Origin of the sequence: Shewanella sp. AS16 (assembly GCF_021412365.1) — a bacterium.
Lineage (GTDB): Bacteria > Pseudomonadota > Gammaproteobacteria > Enterobacterales > Shewanellaceae > Shewanella > Shewanella salipaludis.
Map to the genome: position 1 here is coordinate 828,943 of NZ_JAKCLK010000001.1, position 16,535 is coordinate 845,477.

19 protein-coding genes are annotated in these 16,535 nt (G+C 56.1%); 1 reads left to right on the forward strand and 18 read right to left on the reverse strand.

What is annotated here, in order from left to right:
• Positions 1-28 precede the first annotated feature (28 nt).
• The 12 genes from LZP73_RS03690 to rpoE all read right to left on the reverse strand — a co-directional run bounded on the left by LZP73_RS03690 (position 29) and on the right by rpoE (position 10,132).
• Positions 29-565, reverse strand: coding sequence for an Mpo1 family 2-hydroxy fatty acid dioxygenase (locus tag LZP73_RS03690; RefSeq protein WP_234233102.1), 537 nt, complete (start codon positions 563-565; stop codon positions 29-31).
• A gap of 201 nt (positions 566-766) precedes the next feature.
• Positions 767-1,153, reverse strand: coding sequence for a holo-ACP synthase (gene acpS / locus LZP73_RS03695; RefSeq protein ID WP_169563468.1), 387 nt, complete (start codon positions 1,151-1,153; stop codon positions 767-769).
• Positions 1,153-1,890 carry a pyridoxine 5'-phosphate synthase gene (gene pdxJ / locus LZP73_RS03700; protein WP_234233103.1) on the reverse strand — a complete coding sequence of 246 codons (738 nt, stop codon included), beginning with the start codon at positions 1,888-1,890 and terminating at the stop codon, positions 1,153-1,155. The genes acpS and pdxJ overlap by 1 nt, the downstream gene beginning before the upstream one ends.
• A gap of 113 nt (positions 1,891-2,003) precedes the next feature.
• Positions 2,004-2,699, reverse strand: a complete 696-nt coding sequence (gene recO / locus LZP73_RS03705) for a DNA repair protein RecO (RefSeq protein ID WP_234233104.1) — start codon at positions 2,697-2,699, stop codon at positions 2,004-2,006.
• A 42-nt stretch (positions 2,700-2,741) separates the two neighbouring features.
• Positions 2,742-3,755, reverse strand: a complete 1,014-nt coding sequence (gene era, locus LZP73_RS03710) for a GTPase Era (protein WP_234233105.1) — start codon at positions 3,753-3,755, stop codon at positions 2,742-2,744.
• Positions 3,752-4,432, reverse strand: a complete 681-nt coding sequence (gene rnc, locus LZP73_RS03715; protein WP_169563640.1) for a ribonuclease III — start codon at positions 4,430-4,432, stop codon at positions 3,752-3,754. Before rnc ends, era begins: the two co-directional genes overlap by 4 nt.
• A gap of 2 nt (positions 4,433-4,434) precedes the next feature.
• Positions 4,435-5,352 (reverse strand): signal peptidase I, encoded by a 918-nt coding sequence (gene lepB / locus LZP73_RS03720; protein ID WP_234233106.1) that lies wholly within the window; start codon positions 5,350-5,352, stop codon positions 4,435-4,437.
• Between the two features lie 177 nt (positions 5,353-5,529).
• The gene (gene lepA / locus LZP73_RS03725; RefSeq protein ID WP_234233107.1) at positions 5,530-7,320 is read right to left on the reverse strand and encodes a translation elongation factor 4; all 1,791 of its coding nucleotides are present in this window, start codon (positions 7,318-7,320) and stop codon (positions 5,530-5,532) included.
• 173 nt (positions 7,321-7,493) lie between these two features.
• Complete coding sequence (locus LZP73_RS03730) at positions 7,494-7,967, reverse strand: SoxR reducing system RseC family protein (RefSeq protein ID WP_234233108.1); 474 nt, start codon at positions 7,965-7,967, stop codon at positions 7,494-7,496.
• Positions 7,968-7,979: 12 nt separating this feature from the next.
• Positions 7,980-8,912, reverse strand: coding sequence for a MucB/RseB C-terminal domain-containing protein (locus LZP73_RS03735; protein WP_234233109.1), 933 nt, complete (start codon positions 8,910-8,912; stop codon positions 7,980-7,982).
• Between the two features lie 12 nt (positions 8,913-8,924).
• Complete coding sequence (locus tag LZP73_RS03740) at positions 8,925-9,530, reverse strand: sigma-E factor negative regulatory protein (protein WP_234233110.1); 606 nt, start codon at positions 9,528-9,530, stop codon at positions 8,925-8,927.
• 23 nt (positions 9,531-9,553) lie between these two features.
• Positions 9,554-10,132, reverse strand: a complete 579-nt coding sequence (rpoE, locus tag LZP73_RS03745; RefSeq protein ID WP_169563477.1) for an RNA polymerase sigma factor RpoE — start codon at positions 10,130-10,132, stop codon at positions 9,554-9,556.
• A gap of 187 nt (positions 10,133-10,319) precedes the next feature.
• Between rpoE and nadB the strand changes: the two genes are divergently transcribed.
• Positions 10,320-11,930 carry an L-aspartate oxidase gene (gene nadB / locus LZP73_RS03750; protein WP_169563478.1) on the forward strand — a complete coding sequence of 537 codons (1,611 nt, stop codon included), beginning with the start codon at positions 10,320-10,322 and terminating at the stop codon, positions 11,928-11,930.
• 23 nt (positions 11,931-11,953) lie between these two features.
• Here the strand turns inward: nadB and LZP73_RS03755 are convergent, their stop codons facing one another.
• The 6 genes from LZP73_RS03755 to lgt all read right to left on the reverse strand — a co-directional run bounded on the left by LZP73_RS03755 (position 11,954) and on the right by lgt (position 16,526).
• Positions 11,954-12,370, reverse strand: coding sequence for a protein YgfX (locus tag LZP73_RS03755; protein ID WP_234233111.1), 417 nt, complete (start codon positions 12,368-12,370; stop codon positions 11,954-11,956).
• Complete coding sequence (locus LZP73_RS03760; RefSeq protein ID WP_234233112.1) at positions 12,351-12,599, reverse strand: FAD assembly factor SdhE; 249 nt, start codon at positions 12,597-12,599, stop codon at positions 12,351-12,353. Before LZP73_RS03760 ends, LZP73_RS03755 begins: the two co-directional genes overlap by 20 nt.
• A gap of 72 nt (positions 12,600-12,671) precedes the next feature.
• Positions 12,672-13,583, reverse strand: a complete 912-nt coding sequence (gene nhaR / locus LZP73_RS03765; protein WP_234233113.1) for a transcriptional activator NhaR — start codon at positions 13,581-13,583, stop codon at positions 12,672-12,674.
• A gap of 20 nt (positions 13,584-13,603) precedes the next feature.
• Positions 13,604-14,797 (reverse strand): Na+/H+ antiporter NhaA, encoded by a 1,194-nt coding sequence (nhaA, locus tag LZP73_RS03770; RefSeq protein WP_234233114.1) that lies wholly within the window; start codon positions 14,795-14,797, stop codon positions 13,604-13,606.
• Between the two features lie 128 nt (positions 14,798-14,925).
• Positions 14,926-15,720 carry a thymidylate synthase gene (thyA, locus tag LZP73_RS03775; protein WP_234233115.1) on the reverse strand — a complete coding sequence of 265 codons (795 nt, stop codon included), beginning with the start codon at positions 15,718-15,720 and terminating at the stop codon, positions 14,926-14,928.
• Entirely contained in the window at positions 15,717-16,526 is an 810-nt protein-coding gene (gene lgt / locus LZP73_RS03780; protein WP_234233116.1) for a prolipoprotein diacylglyceryl transferase, read from the reverse strand. The genes thyA and lgt overlap by 4 nt, the downstream gene beginning before the upstream one ends.
• Between the last annotated feature and the right edge of the window lie 9 nt (positions 16,527-16,535).

Here is a 16,535-nt window from a genome sequence, read left to right on the forward strand (position 1 = left end):
AAGCAGCTGAAATCCGAGACAGCTGAAACTAGGACAGTCCTTTCCTGTGCGCCTTATCCAGTGCCTGGCGTCTGGCCAAGGCCAACGGGGCGATGGCTTGGGCGAGTGACTGTTCCAGCCCACACTTGAAATAGACTTCCGCCATCAGAAAGAAGGGCCCTATCAGGAGTTGACTCAGATCCTCCAGGAAAGCCGGCTTGGCCCTCTCATACCTATGGCCGAGCAACTGGAACAGCCAACCGACCACGAAGGCCCCGCTCGCTGTCGCGATAGGATGAGGGGTTTGTGTCATCCACTCGGCGCTCAGCAGCAGAGGCAAGAAGACCAAGGTCATGCCCAATGCCAGGCGCCAATGCAGCCTGAAGTAATAGAGCAATACCACAGGCGTTAGCAGCATGGCGACACTGAGCCTATGCCCTTCGGCGCCAAGCTGGAATTCCAGCGAGGCCAGCAGTAGCATCAGGGCCCAGAGGATCAGCGGCACCCCGACAAAGTGGGTGCCGATATTGCGAGGGTCCAGATGCACACTCTTATAGCGAGCCAATTGTTCTACTGCCGATTTCATGGCGCGACTCCCGTTGCAGTTCAAACTTGCTGCCGTAAACCAAGACTTCAATCCATGAGAGCGGCCGCTGCCGGGTTCACGTGGATCACAGTTATACCACTCCTTATAAATATCTGATCAATTCGGGCCGAGCACAAAGTAGAAAATAACAAAGGAGCCTGGCGGCTCCTTTGATGCTAGGGCGAGATACGGCAAAACTGCCTAGTCAGAGGTTTCCAGGATCACTGTCGCCACCGCGTAGCGCTGCTCGTCGGCGATGGACACATGCCCTACCACGGCCCGCAGCACCTGCATCCTGGCCAGCGCCCCATCGCTGAAGCTTATTGTCGGCGCCCCATCGGCATTGTTGCCTATGTGGATATGCTGGAAGGATACCCCCCTGCCTATGCCTGTGCCCAGGGCCTTGGCCGCAGCTTCCTTGGCGGCGAAGCGCTTGGCCAGATAGCGCCCGGGTTGCCCCATGCCATGGTATATCGCCAACTCGGCCTCGGTCAGCACCCGTTTGGCGAGCTTGTCGCCGCCCCTGGCAAGCTGGGCTTCTATGCGTTCAATCTCGACAATATCTGTGCCTAAACCGACGATCGCCATTATTCGCCCCTGCGTCCTTCGAGCATCAGGGTCTTCATGTCCTTGACCGCGGTCGCCAAGCCGTCAATCGCCGCCCTGGCGATGATCGCATGGCCTATGTTGAGCTCGTACAGCTCGGGGATCGCGGCTATGGGTTTGACATTGTGATAGTGCAGGCCATGACCCGCATTGACCACCAGGCCCTTGCCATGGGCGTATTGTGCCATCTCGCTGATGCGGGCCAGTTCTTGCGCGGCCTCGGCATCAGTTTTCGCATCTGCGTAGCAACCCGTATGGATCTCGATAACCGGGGCGCCCGCGGCGACGGCGGCATCGATTTGCGCCTTATCGGCATCGATAAACAGCGATACCTTGATGCCCTGCTCCGCCAAGCGAGCCACGGCAGCGCTGATCTTCTCCAGCTGCCCGGCGACATCCAGACCACCTTCGGTGGTGACTTCCTGGCGCTTCTCCGGCACGAGACACACATAGGTGGGCTTGACCTCACAGGCTATGGTCAGCATCTCTTCGGTGACGGCAATTTCCAGATTCATCCGGGTCTTGAGGGTCTTGGCCAACAGATACACGTCTCTGTCTATGATGTGACGTCTGTCTTCACGCAGATGAATAGTGATGCCTTCGGCACCCGCATGCTCGGCAACGGCCGCCGCATGGACAGGATCTGGATAACGGGTGCCACGGGCCTGACGCAAGGTGGCAATATGATCTATGTTCACGCCCAATAAGATACCACTCACCGGGAACTCCTTTTTAATGACGGCTGATTGCGGCTTATTGTATACCTAAACTCGGCCGCATTGCAGGTAATAAACCGCCATCTGAGCGCAAAATCCCCGCCAAGAAAGCGAATTTATTTCACGGCTTTGGCATGCACACTGCGGCTGAAAAGCTGCCGACTGAGGAGGGGTTTATTTCCCAACAGGGGGTGCAACAACAAGCGCATCAGCTGCTTTAGCTCGGCAAAGTGAGTGGCTTCTATTGTATGTTGCTCGAGTGCCATCAGGGATGCACCGGAGAAACTGTTGCTCGCATGGGTTGCCAGCGTCGGCCAAAAGCCTTCTTCCGCTACCCAACGATAATAGATCACTGCCTCCAAAGGGTCGCCGGCCGCATCCATGGCTAACGAAGGCATGGCGCCGAGCTCATGCAGGAGTGACTGCTCGAAATAACGCAGCTGGCTCTGACAAAACCGCGCGGCCATCGCCATCAGCGCCTGATGATAGGTGATGAACAGGTTTTCGGCACCATGATGCACCGACAGGGTACGCACCAACAGTTCGTTGAGATACATGCCCGCATACAGGCCATGGCCGGACAGGGGCACGGGCGGAGCGCCGGCCTCCACTTGGGTCAGGGTCTTTAATTCGGATTTGCCGGAAAATTCAAAAATGAGCGGCTGGAAGGGTTGCAGGATACTCTTGATGGAGCGCCTGCCGCTGCCCAGCCTGGCAACGGCATCGATACGCCCATGGCCATCGACCAGGAGGTTCACCAGGACGTTGGCCTCCCTATAGGGTCTATGGTGCAGCACATAACCGCGTTCCATGGGCTTTAGCCTAGGCGCGTTGCCGGGCGAGTCTTCACCGGCTCAGTCTTCACCATAACCCAGGCTGCGCAGTGCCCGCTCGTCATCGGCCCAGCCCGACTTGACCTTGACCCAGACCTCGAGGAAGACCTTGTTGTCGAACAGGGTTTCCATGTCCAGACGCGCCTGGGTGGCTATGGTGCGAATACGCTCGCCCTTGTTGCCTATCACCATGCGTTTCTGACCCTCACGCTCGACCAAGATCAGGGCGTTAATCTGGTAGACGCCATTCTCCATCATCTTGAACTGTTCGATTTCCACCGTCGCATCGTAGGGCAACTCGTCGCCGAGGAAGCGCATCAGTTTTTCCCGCACTATCTCGGACGCCATGAAGCGCTGGGATCTGTCGGTCACATAGTCTTCCGGGAAGAAGTGTGGCCCCTCGGGCAGAGACTCATTCGCCAGCTGCATGATGCGCTGCACATTGGTGCCTTTGCTGGCGGAGATGGGCAGTATCTCATCGAAGTCATATTTCTTGGCTATCTCTTGCAGATAGGGAAACAGGGCTTCCTTGTCTTTGATATTGTCGACCTTGTTGATCGCCAACACTGTCTTGCGCTCCTCACCGCCACGGCGCAGTTTACTGAGCACCATTTCATCGTCGGCGGTCCAGGTCATGCCATCGACCACGAAGATCGCCATGCTGACATCGGCCAGTGAGCTGGCGGCGGCACGGTTCATCAAACGGTTGATGGCCCGCTGCTCTTCGATATGCAGCCCTGGGGTATCGATAAACACTATCTGCCGCGGGCCATCCGTGTGGATACCCATGATGCGGTGGCGTGTGGTCTGGGGTTTCTTGGAGGTGATGCTCACCTTCTGCCCCAGCAAGCGGTTCAACAGCGTCGACTTGCCGACATTGGGACGCCCCACTATGGCGACCATGCCGCAGTAGCTGACATCATGTTGCGCCACCGGCGTCGGTGTCGACTGATTCATCTTAGCCAGCAGTTCATCCAAGCTGGGCTCGGTCGTCTGCTGTGGCTGAACGTCAGTCAAACCTTTCTTTTTACTCATTTCTTCAACAACTCCAATACCTGTGCTGCAGCGAGCTGCTCCGCTTTTCTTCTCGAGCTGGCCACCCCTATGGTGCTCTGGCTCAAGCCATCGACCCGACACTCGACTGTGAAGGTTTGATCATGGGCTTCGCCCTCGATATTGATCACCTGGTAGTCGGGCAAGGGTTTCTTAAAGCCTTGCAGGTGCTCCTGCAGCAAGGTCTTGGGATCTTTCTGACTTATCCCGGGTTTAATTTCCTGTAAGCGAGCCTGATACCAGTTTAGAAGCAAGTCCCGGCATACATCCAGGTTGGCGTCCAGGTAGATGGCACCTATGATGGCCTCGACGGCATCGGCCAAGATAGACTCGCGCCTGAAACCACCGCTCTTGAGCTCTCCCGGGCCCAAGTAGAGGTAATCGCCGAGCTTGAACTCCTTGGCGATCAGGGTCAGGGTATCGCCACGCACCAGGGTCGCCCGCATCCGGCTGAGATCGCCCTCGGTCGCCTTGGGGAACTGGTGATACAGGGCATCGGAAATCACAATAGACAGAATCGAATCGCCGAGGAACTCGAGCCGCTCGTTATGCTTGTTGGCGGCGCTCCTGTGGGTCAATGCCTGGGTCAGCAAATCCATGTTGCTGAATTCGTACCCCAAGGTGCGACACAGGCGCGGCAAGTTTTTAATGGGCTCCATCATCAAATGATCCCACCCACACGTTCGAACCTGATGCCGGTTGGGACCCAAGTCGGCAGTATATCCGCCGGGGTACGTTCGAATTCGAAGCTGATCCAGATAGCCACAGCCTTGCCGACCAGGTTCGCCTCTGGGACGAAGCCCCAGAAGCGGCTGTCGGTGCTGTTGTCCCTGTTATCCCCCATCATGAAGTAATGGCCTTCAGGCACCAAAAATTCCCCCATGGCATGCCCTGACTGATGATGGAAATAGCCCAGCATGTCGGGGCGGGTCGGGTTGAGCAGTATGTCGTGGCTGACATCCCCCAGCTGCTCCTTGTATCTCAGCAAGGGCACGCCATCCTGAGTAAAGTCGCCACGGCTGACGTCCAGGTGTTTGACCAACTCGGGCCCAGGGCATTGGGTTTGCACCGAGGCACAGGCCTTTTGCAGAAACAGCTGTTTATTGCGGTAAATGATACGATCCCCAGGCAAGCCGACCACCCGCTTGATATAGTCTATCTGCGGGTTGTCCGGATACTTGAACACCACCACATCGCCGCGCTCAGGTTCGCCTGTCTCGATAAGCTTGTTGCGCCAGACGGGATCCTTCAGGCCATAACTGAACTTCTCGACCAGGATAAAATCACCGACCAAGAGCGTTGGCATCATGGAGCCCGATGGGATCTGAAATGGCTCATAGATGAAAGAGCGCAATATCAGCACGAAGGCGATCACGGGGAAGATGGAATGGGCCGTCTCGACCAGCGCCGGCTCACGTATGATCTTATCTATTGCGTCCTCGCTCAACTCTGTCTGGCTCGCCTGTGCCAATGCCAGATTGGCACGGCGTTTAGGTGCCATCAGGAGCGCATCCAACATCCAAATCAGTCCGCTTCCCAGCGTAACCAGCACTAATATCAGCGAAAAATAGGCTGCCATAGTTACAAACTCCTGCCTCAAAATATAAATCAATCAATAGGGAACATTGCCCGGCGAACAGGCTTTAGTTAGGTTACCCATGGCCCGGCGTCGCGACGCGGCAGTTGCTGGGGGTAAACTAACTAAAGCGCCGCAAACTGCGGCGCAATATCTGACTCAGTGGTAACACAAAATCTGTTATTCGTTAAGCTTCAGCACCGCCAGGAAGGCTTCCTGTGGCACTTCGACGTTACCGACTTGCTTCATACGTTTCTTACCTTCTTTTTGTTTATTAAGAAGTTTTTTCTTACGAGAAACGTCGCCGCCATAACATTTAGCCGTCACATCCTTACGCAGCGCCTTCACGGTCGAGCGCGCTATCACCTGGCTGCCGATGGCCGCCTGAATGGCGATATCGAACATCTGCCTCGGGATAAGCTCTTTCATCTTCTCCACCAACGCCAAACCACGGTGACGTATGTTTGAGCGGTGGATGACCATGGCCAGGGCATCGACCCTGTCACCGTTGATCAGGATGTCCAGGCGCACCATGTCGGCCGGCTCGAAACGTATGAAGTTATATTCCAGCGAGGCATAACCCCGGCTGGTCGACTTCAGACGGTCGAAGAAGTCCATCACCACTTCCGCCATGGGGATCTCGTAGGTGATCGCCACTTGATTGCCGTGGTAGACCATGTTCTTCTGCGAGCCGCGCTTCTCGATACACAGGGTGATGACGTTGCCCAGGTAGTCTTTCGGCACCAGGATATTGGCCTCGACTATGGGCTCACGAATTTCGGCTATGTTGTTGGTCGCCGGCAGATCCGATGGATTGTCGACATAGACAACCGAGCCATTGGTCATCTCGACTTCGTAGACCACGGTTGGCGCCGTGGTGATCAGCTCCAGATTGTATTCGCGCTCCAAGCGCTCCTGGATGATCTCCATGTGCAGCAGGCCCAGGTAACCGATACGGAAACCAAAGCCCAGCGCCGATGAGGTCTCGGGCTCGAAGAACAAGGAGGCATCGTTGAGGCTGAGTTTGTTCAGCGCGTCACGGAAGTTCTCGTACTCGTCGGTGGAAATGGGGAACACCCCGGCATAGACCTGAGGCTTGACCTTCTTGAAGCCAGGCAAGGGCTTGTCGGCACCATGCTTGGCGTGGGTCAAGGTATCGCCCACAGGGGCGCCGTGGATTTCTTTCAAGCCGGCGATCACATAGCCGACTTCACCCGTGCCCAGCTGCGGCCTGTCGGTTTGTTTCGGGGTGAAGATACCGACGCGATCTGCGGTATGGGTTTGTCCGGTCGACATCACCTTGAACTTGTCGCCTTTTTTCAGGACGCCGTTCATCACCCGCACCAAAGATACCACCCCTAAATAGCTGTCAAACCAAGAGTCGATGATCAAGGCCTGCAGTGGTCCTTCCGGGTTGCCTTGCGGCGGCGGGATCTGCGCCACTATCACTTCGAGCACCTCATCGACGCCTAAGCCGGTCTTGGCCGAACAACGCACCGCGTCCATGGCATCTATGCCGACTATGTCTTCGATTTCTGCGGCGACACGCTCGGGATCGGCTTGGGGCAAGTCAATCTTATTCAGTACCGGCACCACGTCCAGATCCATTTCCAGCGCGGTATAGCAGTTGGCCAGGGTCTGGGCTTCTACGCCCTGACCGGCATCGACCACCAACAAGGCGCCTTCACAGGCGGCCAACGAACGCGAGACTTCATAGGAGAAGTCGACGTGGCCGGGTGTATCGATGAAGTTGAGCTGATAGGTCTCACCGTCTTTGGCCTTATAATCCAGAGTCACGCTCTGGGCCTTGATGGTGATGCCACGTTCACGTTCCAGATCCATAGAGTCCAGAACCTGTGCAGCCATTTCACGGTCGGTTAACCCGCCACAAACCTGAATAAGGCGATCTGATAAGGTAGATTTGCCATGATCGATATGGGCAATAATCGAGAAGTTTCTAATGTGTTTCATTATGCTGCAATGACTAATTCTGAAAATGGATACGGATTAAAGGAGCGAAATTGTACCTGATTGCAGTGTCAATACCAATCAGATTCAACGTTAGTTGCCGTTAAGCCCTATGACCCAAGAGCTAAGGGCTGACATATCTGCCGCGACTCTGAGCCCTTTAACAAGGGCTGGCTTCAATCGGGCTGGCGCTGCAGACTGACAGCCGCACCTAAATAGGCCAAAACCACAGGTTGAGCCTGGGCTTCGAGTTTCGCCGCCAGACGCCGGCCCCAATACCAGCTGAGCAGCGCCCCACAGGCGCCGAAGACAATGGCAGTCGGATCTTTGGCCAGCGCAAATCCGGAAGCCATGAGCAGTCCCATGCCGGCACCGACGAACAACCCCAGCAAGGGCAGGAGGTAAACCAGCGCCGCCGCCTTCAGGATCACGCTCTCCGGCAGCCCGAGTTTCAGCAACTCGCCGGGGCGGCAGGCCTGGTCGCAGGGAATTGAGAATTGTTGGGTCTTGGGAGAGAAGGCCTTGGCCACGGCCGAGGTGCCGCAAGACTCACTGCTGGCACAGTGATTACAGCCACTCTTAATCTCGACCTCGACGGTCGCCCAGCCAGAAGCATCATAACTGACCACTCTGGCCATTTCTTCCATCATACTCGGCTCCCGTTACTCGAGCGTCAGGCTCTTGGCTATGCGGCTCAAGGTTTCCATCGGCACCTTGCCCAGGGCAACGACTTCGGCATTACCGACCTTTTCTGTCACCAGGGAGAGTCCATTTCGAGTGAGCAACTCTTCCGGCAGCGGGCTGCTGCCGGCCCTGGCGACGTAGACGGAGATACTCGCCATGCCATCGGTCAAACCTATATATTCCACCGCCTCATGGCTGCCGATTAACCTGTGATGATCCCGGATCAACACACTGAAACCCTTGGGCAACCAGGCAAACTGCCAGTTCTGCCCTTCCTGACGTTCGGCCTGATCTATCACAGGTGGCCACTCATGCTTGTAGGCTTCGAGCAACAGCGCCGGCGGCTCCTGCAGTTCCAGCAGTTCGATCACCATCAGCTGTTCCAGCAGCTGCCTGTCTTCGGTCAGCATGTCGAAGCGCAGTGGCAAATAGGTTTCCATATCCAGCCACACCTGATAGCCATAGCGCGAATTATCATAGGGTAGCAGGCGGATCATCTGTCCAGGACGGCCGGCGATACGCGAACGGCCGCCGAGGATAAACTGGTAGCTGGTTTCCAAGGCGCCGATATCACCGGCGAAGGCGGCGGGCCATATGCCCTGCAGTCTGCCGGCAACCACGCTGTAAGGGGCTTGGTCATGTTCGATAAAAGTCACAGTATTACCGACTCTGACCGCGTTCTTCGGCGGACCATTGAGGTATTCGAGGAAGGCAATTTCCTGACCGTTCACTATGCCATGCAGGTAAACCAACGGACGCACATGACCGGCCTGGAGCTGAATGAGAGAGGCTTTAAACTCTTTATCCCGCAGTGCCTGACTCATGTTGTTCAGCCAGGTCTTGGCTGACATATCTTCTTGGGCGGCCACGGGAAAGACCAGGGCCGCCAACACCAGCAGGATTAAACGCAAGTTAACTCCTTGTTATTGATTGACAGAAACGGGGGTATCCTCGCTATTGTCATCGATAACCACCCCGGTATTCAATCTCTGTTGCAACATATGATCTTGGATATAGGCGTTGATGCGGCGGCGCTGCTCTATCACTTGCTCGTTGGTATACCCCTGGGGTTGTTTCACTGCCCCTGTCTGGAAGCTGACGGGAGAAGCACTGCCTACCAAGGGACGGGTCACCAATACCGGCGACAGAGACTGGCCATTGTCTGCATCCTGACTGTAATTTTGCACGCCAACGATAGCAACCAGGGCGACGCTGGCAGCTATGGCATATTGGCCGAACTGCTTGAGCGATTGTGTGAAGAAAGGCACCACCTTGCTCTGGTTCGCCTGGGTGGCAACCTCGGGCTCAGATACCACCAATGCCGGCTCAGACTCGATTGCCGCTGCAACCCTGGCCGCAAAATCCAGGTCAATAGTCTGAGGCAGTTCGCCCCGCATGGCATCGCCTATCAGGTGATACTTTTGCCACTGACTATGCGAATGTGTATCGGCAGACAAGGCCGCCAACGTCTGCGCATCAGTCTCATCATCGACCGCGGCAGATACCCATTCCGGATTTAATTTATCCATTATTCACCTGTCAAAATAGGTTGTTACTCTTCCAGCATAGGCTGGAGCTTTTTATCTATGGCCTCACGGGCACGGAAGATACGCGATCTCACTGTCCCCACGGGGCAATCCATTATGTTGGCAATATCTTCGTAACTCATGCCATCGAGTTCACGCAGGGATATGGCCATACGCAATTCTTCGGGCAGGGACTCCAAGGTATCGAAGATCACTTTCTTGATCTCGTCCGATAACATCAGCCGCTCCGGGGAGGCAAACTCCTTGAGCGCGTCGCTGCCTTCATAGTATTCGGCATCTTCGGCATCGACATCGTTGGCAGGCGTCCTGCGCCCTTGCGATACCAGATGATTCTTTGCGGTATTGACCGCTATGCGGTACAACCAGGTATAAAACGCACTCTCACCACGGAAATTGGGCAAAGCCCGATACGCCTTAATGAAGGCTTCCTGTGCCACATCGGCAATGTCGGCCTGATTTCGCATATAACGGGAAATCAAACTGAACACCTTGCTCTGATATTTAAGCACCAGCAGGTTAAAAGCGTTTTTATCTCCTTGCTGTACGCGCTCAACTAATTGTTGATCACTTATTGGTCCACTCATCCGAGCCGACTTCTCCCAAATCTAAAATGCTGATTTCTCAGTCGCTCGAATCATATTCACTTATGTAGACTAGCGTGCGTTGAAAAAGTTCTTAAAATTATAAAAATAGCCAAAACCACAGGAAAGTACCCATAAGGCTAAAGTTGGTTTACCATAGCTGGCACTCCCAGCCACACCATGATACCTGATGAAACAAGTAGTTGAACACCAATCTGATATTCTGATTATTGGCAGCGGTGCCGCCGGTCTGACGCTCGCATTGCATCTCGCTGAAAAATCAAAAGTAATCCTGCTTTCCAAGGGGCCACTCTGCGAAGGTTCGACCTATTATGCCCAGGGCGGCATAGCCTCGGTGTTCGACGAAGGCGATACCATAGAGTCACATGTCGCCGATACCTTGGTCGCAGGCGCGGGTCTATGTGATAAATCTGTCGTCACCTACACGGCCGAAAATGCCAAGGCGGCCATGCAGTGGCTCATCCAATGCGGTGTCGCCTTCGACAAGGAAGAAACCCCCGAGGGTGACACGGGCGATGCCCCCTACCACCTGACCCGCGAAGGCGGTCACAGTCACAGGCGCATACTGCACGCCGCCGACGCCACGGGTAAGGCGGTCCAGACCACGCTGCAAGAGCGGGCACTCGCCCACCCCAATATCCAGGTGCTCGAGCGTTACAATGCCATAGACCTTATCACCAGCCGCAAGCTGCATCTGCCGGGCAACCGGGTCCTGGGCGCCTATGTATGGAACCGGGATCAGGAGCATGTGGAGACGGTCAGAGCCAAGTTTGTCGCACTGGCAACGGGTGGCTGCTCCAAGGTCTACCAATATACCTCCAATCCGGATGTCGCCAGTGGCGATGGTATCGCCATGGCCTGGCGCGCCGGTTGCCGGGTGGCCAACATGGAATTCAACCAATTTCATCCAACCTGTTTGTACCATGTCGACGCCCGTAACTTCCTGCTGACCGAGGCCCTTCGCGGTGAAGGCGCCTACCTGCGCCGCCCGGATGGCAGCCGTTTCATGCCGGAATTCGATGAGCGCGCCGAGCTGGCGCCGCGGGACATAGTCGCCCGGGCCATAGACTATGAGATGAAGCGCCTGGGGGCCGATTGTGTCTATCTGGATATCAGCCATAAGCCGGCGGATTTTGTCATCAAGCACTTCCCGACCATCTACAGCCGCTGTCTGGAGCTGGGGATAGACATCACCACAGACAGGATCCCCGTGGTACCCGCCGCCCATTATACCTGTGGCGGAGTGATGACGGACCTGCATGGCCAGACAGATCTCAATGGCCTCTATGCCATAGGCGAAGTCGCCTATACCGGCCTGCATGGCGCCAACCGCCTGGCCAGCAACTCGTTACTCGAGTGCCTGGTCTTTGCCCGCGCCGCCGCCCAGGATATCGACAGCCAGCTCGGCAAGATAGCCATGCCCGGCATGCTCCCCCATTGGGATGAGAGCAAGGTCAGCAACTCGGACGAAGAAGTCGTGATCGCCCATAACTGGCATGAGCTGAGACTGTTCATGTGGGATTATGTCGGCATAGTGCGCTCGGACAAACGTCTGGAGCGGGCACTGCGCCGCTGCGCCATGCTGCAGCAGGAGATCCAGGAGTATTACAGCAACTTCAGGGTGAGCAATAACCTGCTCGAACTGCGCAACCTGGTACAGGTTGCCGAGCTGATCATTCGCTGCGCCATGCAGCGCAAGGAAAGCCGCGGGCTGCACTATAATATCGATCATCCGAGCAAGAATGACGCTCCCCGCCCCACCATACTCCAGCCAGATTGACAGGCCAGCTCATGTGAATGAGCCTAATCTGGCCTGTGGCCGAGCAAGAGACGACATAGCCGGCGATAGTCGGCGTCGTCCAGCATATCCGCCCAGACGATCAACAAGCGCTTCCCCGAAGGCGTATGCAGATAGATGAGGCAGGCAAAAGGCGTGACCCAAGGTTTCCCCTGCAGTCGACAACCCTCGTCCGCCCCCAAGCTGGCTGCACCCAGGTCGTCGAGCACCAGCAGCCGCTGCCAATGACCGAGTGACCATAGCTGGTAACTAAAAAATATCAGGGTGGCGAGAAACAGCAGTAACTGCAGCAGCCGATACCAGAATAGCTCCAGTTCGGGCCAGGCAAGAAAGGAACTCAGGCAGACACAGGCGAGCACGACCAGCGACAGCCGCTGGTCGAAAGAGGCTTCGAGGCGGAAACTATGGCGCCTCGCGTCCACGTACCTGCACTACCATGCGGGCCAGTTCGGGATCCGGACAGGCTTCATGCCCCATGAACCAGGCAAACAACTCGGGATCCTCGCCCTCGAGTAAGCGGATAAACAGCGCCTTATCGGCATCGGACAAGTGCTGATACTCATGCTCGACAAACGGCTGAAACAGGACATCCAGCTCCAGCATGCCACGGCGGCAAGCCCACCTTACTCTGGCGATGTTCATTAATTCCAACACTCTTCTCCCTCACGGCTAAATTGCCGCTAGTTTACCGTTCGCGGCCCACAGTGTCGATTCTCTTTATGCTTATATCGAGGCCTGCACCTGCCGATCCCGCCCGGCAAACAGCTCGGCAAAATCGGTGGCAAGCAGACGCTTGACCGCCGGATGCTGGATCATACGTTCGGCAAACATCACATGGTACTCTTCCTTGATGTCGCAGGTTTCGCCCAACAGGTGCATCCCATGGGAGAGGATCTCCTGCCGATAGATGGAAGGCGCCACGAAAATCCCCCGCCTGAAATAGCCGAAGGCCTTCATCATGGCGGCATCATCGAACTCCCCCAAAATACTGACCTTGAGACCCTGCTCGTCGAACCAGCGATACAACTGTTGCCCCAGGGAAGTGCGTCGCCCAGGGATCAACAGAGGCGCAGCTTCCAGGCAAGCGGGGAAGGCGACGGGATAGGATTCGGAGGAGAAAAAACTGACCCCACACTCACCGAGTTTCTTCGACAGTATCTCCGGATACTTGAGCGACTCCCCGGCACAGTCGGATAGGATCATATCCAACTTATGTTCCCGCAGCCGGTTCATCAAGTCGTCGTGGGAAGACTCATAGCAGGCTAAATGCATGGAGGCATCGCCCGGCACCACGCTGAGCAAGACCCGACTTACCAGCGCCTTGGACAAGGCGTCGGCGATGCCCACTTCGAACAGTGTTGCGGCATCCTTTTGATAGTTGAGCAGGTCGAGCATTTCATAGCTCAGACTGAACATCTTGTCGGCGTAACGAAATACCAATTCCCCCAACTCGGTCGCCTCCAGCGAACGGCCGACCCGAGTGAACAGGCTGCCGTTGAGCCGCTGCTCCAGGGCCCGTATCTGTCCTGTGACTGTCTGGGGCGTCAGGCAAAGTGCCTCGGCGGCACGGACCACGGAACCGGACTTCTTCACCATCCAGAAATAATACAAATGGTTATAGTTCAGATGCGACATAATAAGCTATCCCATTCGCCTCAGACTTTGTCCGCATCGGACCGACGCGGCGCGCCGGCAGGCAGCACCCTGGCGAGCCAGAAATAACCTATTCCCGCCGCCAGCATGGAGCCCAGCAAGATCCCCAACCGGGCGAGATCCCCATAGTCCCTGCCCGAGTGCTCGAAGGCCAGAGAGGCAATAAACATGGACATGGTGAAGCCGATACCGCACATCACGGCTACGGGCATTATCTGGCGCCAGCCGATACCTGAGGGCAACTCGGCCAGCCTTAACTTGACCGCCAGATAACTGAAGCCGAGCACGCCCAGGGGTTTGCCCAGCAACAGACCTAGCGCTATGCCTACCGGGACTGGCGAGACAATATCCGTCAACGCCATGGCGCCGAGGGCGACCCCGGCATTGGCGAAGGCGAACAGAGGCAAGATCAGGAAGGTGCTCCAGGGGTGCAGGCTATGCTCCAACTGCTCCGAGGGTGAACTGCCATCTTTGGCCCGCAGCGGAATACAGAAGGCGATGATCACCCCGGCGAGGGTCGCATGCACTCCGGATTTCAACACTGCGACCCAGAGAATGAAGCCGAACAGCCCATAAGGCGTGAGCGAGGTCACTCCGCTGCGGTTGAGTATCACCAACACCAAGATCGCCAAGGCGGCAATCGCCAGGCTCAGCATGGACAAGTCGCTGCTGTAGAACAGGGCGATGATCACTATCACCCCGAGATCGTCTATGATCGCCAGCGCCAGCAGAAACACCTTCAAGGCAACCGGCACCCGACTGCCGAGCAGGGCCATGATCCCGAGCGCGAAGGCGATGTCGGTCGCCGCCGGGATGGCCCAGCCGACCTGAGTCACAGGATCGCCATGGTTAAACAACAGATAGATGGCTGCGGGAAACAACATGCCGCCCAAGGCAGCGAAGCTGGGCAAGGAAGCCTTGGCCACACTCGAGAGCGCCCCTTCGAGCAACTCACGTTTGACTTCCAGGCCAATCAACAGGAAAAACAAGGCCATCAGACCATCGTTGATCCATAACAACAAGGGCTTGTTTATGTCCAGCTCGCCCAGTCGCAGCTGGAACTCGGTGCCGAGCAGGCTCTGGTACAGACCGGAAAGCGGTGAGTTGGCGAAGAGCATGGCCAAGGCCACCGCCACTAACAAGAGGATGCCGCCGGCCGACTCCTGACTGAGAAAATCCCTGATTGCCTTTTGCATAAATAGACTCCTTAAACCCGAATGCTTCGAGTGTAACCGAATCTATTCTACTAAGATAATCGTATGTTTCTGCCCAATACCTCGATTATTCCGAGGTATTGGGCTAACAGTCACAAAGAACACCAGAGTTAGATGGCGACAGGCGCCTTGATATGGGGATGGGATTGATAGCCTGTGAGCTCGAAATCCTCGAAGCGATAATCGAAGATAGACTCGGGTTTGCGCAGGATCTTCATCTGCGGCAAGTCGTAAGGCTGACGGCTGAGCTGCAGCTCGGTCTGCTCCATATGGTTGGAATAGAGATGCGTGTCACCACCGGTCCAGACGAAGTCGCCCAGCTGGAGATCGCACTGCTGAGCGACCATCATGGTCAGCAAGGCATAGCTGGCGATATTGAATGGCAAACCGAGAAACACATCACAGCTGCGTTGATACAACTGGCAGGACAGCTTGCCGTCGGCGACGTAGAACTGAAAGAAGGCATGGCAAGGCGCCAACGCCATCTTGTCGAGCTCACCCACATTCCAGGCCGAGACTATCAGACGGCGCGAATCCGGCTGCTGCTTGATCTGCTCTATGACCTGGCTTATCTGATCTATAGACTCGCCCCCCTGAGTCGGCCAGCTGCGCCACTGGGCGCCGTACACAGGCCCAAGATCGCCATGCTCATCGGCCCACTCGTCCCAGATGCTGACCTTGTTGTCCTTCAGGTAGGCGATATTGGTGTCCCCCTTCAGGAACCAGAGCAACTCATGCACTATGGAACGCAGATGGCATTTCTTGGTCGTCACCAGGGGAAAGCCCTGATTGAGATCGAAACGCATCTGATAGCCGAATACCGAACGTGTCCCTGTACCTGTGCGATCCGTCTTCTCAGTGCCCTCGGCCAAGATGTGCTGCATTAACGCTAAATATTGTTTCATGACGCCTTACCCTGTTTACGCATAAGCAAATACAAACCACACAAGATCATGGGAACAGACAAGATTTGCCCCATGGTCATAACCCCCCAATACAGGCCCAGTTGGGCATCGGGCTGGCGCACGGTTTCGACAACCACCCTGAAGATGCCATAGCCCAGCAGGAACATGCCTGAGACGGCGCCGGTTTTGCGCGGCGTCTTACTGAACCAGTAAAGCAACAGAAACAGGGCCACGCCTTCAAGGGCAAACTGATACAACTGGGATGGATGGCGCGGATAAGGACCGCCATTGGGGAATACCATGGCCCAAGGCACATCCGTGACCCTGCCCCACAGTTCGCCGTTGATGAAGTTGCCGATGCGGCCGGCTCCCAAACCTATGGGTACCACGGGTGCCACCATGTCGGCCACGGCGAAGAAGTTGCGTTTTTGCTTCCAGGTGATGTACAGCATGCCGGTGATCACCCCTATCAGGCCGCCATGGAAAGACATGCCGCCTTCGGTGATCTTGAACAAGTACAGGGGATCGGCGAGGAAGAAGTCGAAATGATAGAAGAGCACATAACCTATTCGCCCACCGAGCACGACCCCGAGGAAACCGTAGAAGAGCAGATCCGAGACCTGTTCCCGGCTCCAGATGCCATTGGAGTCATCGGCCTTGCGATTGAGCAGCCACATGGCGGCGATAAAGCCCACCAAGTACATGAAGCCATACCAGCGCAGCGCAGGCTCAAAGGTCTGGCCAAAAACATGAAAGGGGCCAAACGACACTATGATGGGATCAATATTCGGAAAATTCAACGCCATAACTAAATC